The organism is Phormidium sp. CCY1219 (assembly GCF_035615515.1).
Taxonomy (GTDB): domain Bacteria; phylum Cyanobacteriota; class Cyanobacteriia; order Cyanobacteriales; family Laspinemataceae; genus CCY1219.
Window position 1 is genome coordinate 1 of the sequence record NZ_JAJENT010000301.1, and the last position, 236, is coordinate 236.

The 236-nt window shown below is 44.9% G+C and carries 1 protein-coding gene; it reads left to right on the plus strand.

Going from position 1 to position 236, the window contains the following annotated elements; genetic code table 11:
- A partial coding sequence (locus LKK83_RS04985) for an RRXRR domain-containing protein (protein WP_324629816.1) occupies window positions 1-236 on the plus strand: 236 nt, incomplete at both ends.

Below are 236 nucleotides of genomic sequence, written 5' to 3' on the forward strand. Positions count from 1 at the left end.
CCTAGTCTTCAACACCGAGTCCTGACAACTCTGACGTGGGTAAATCGATTGAAGCGTTTCTGTCCCATTAGCGCTATTTCAATGGAACTTGTCCGTTTTGATACCCAACTGATTCAAAACCCAGAAATCTCTAGTGTCGAGTATCAACAGGGAGAGTTTGTGGGGTATGAAGTCCGAGAATACCTTCTAGAGAAATGGGGTAGATGTTGTCTCTACTGCAGCCAAGAAAATGTGCC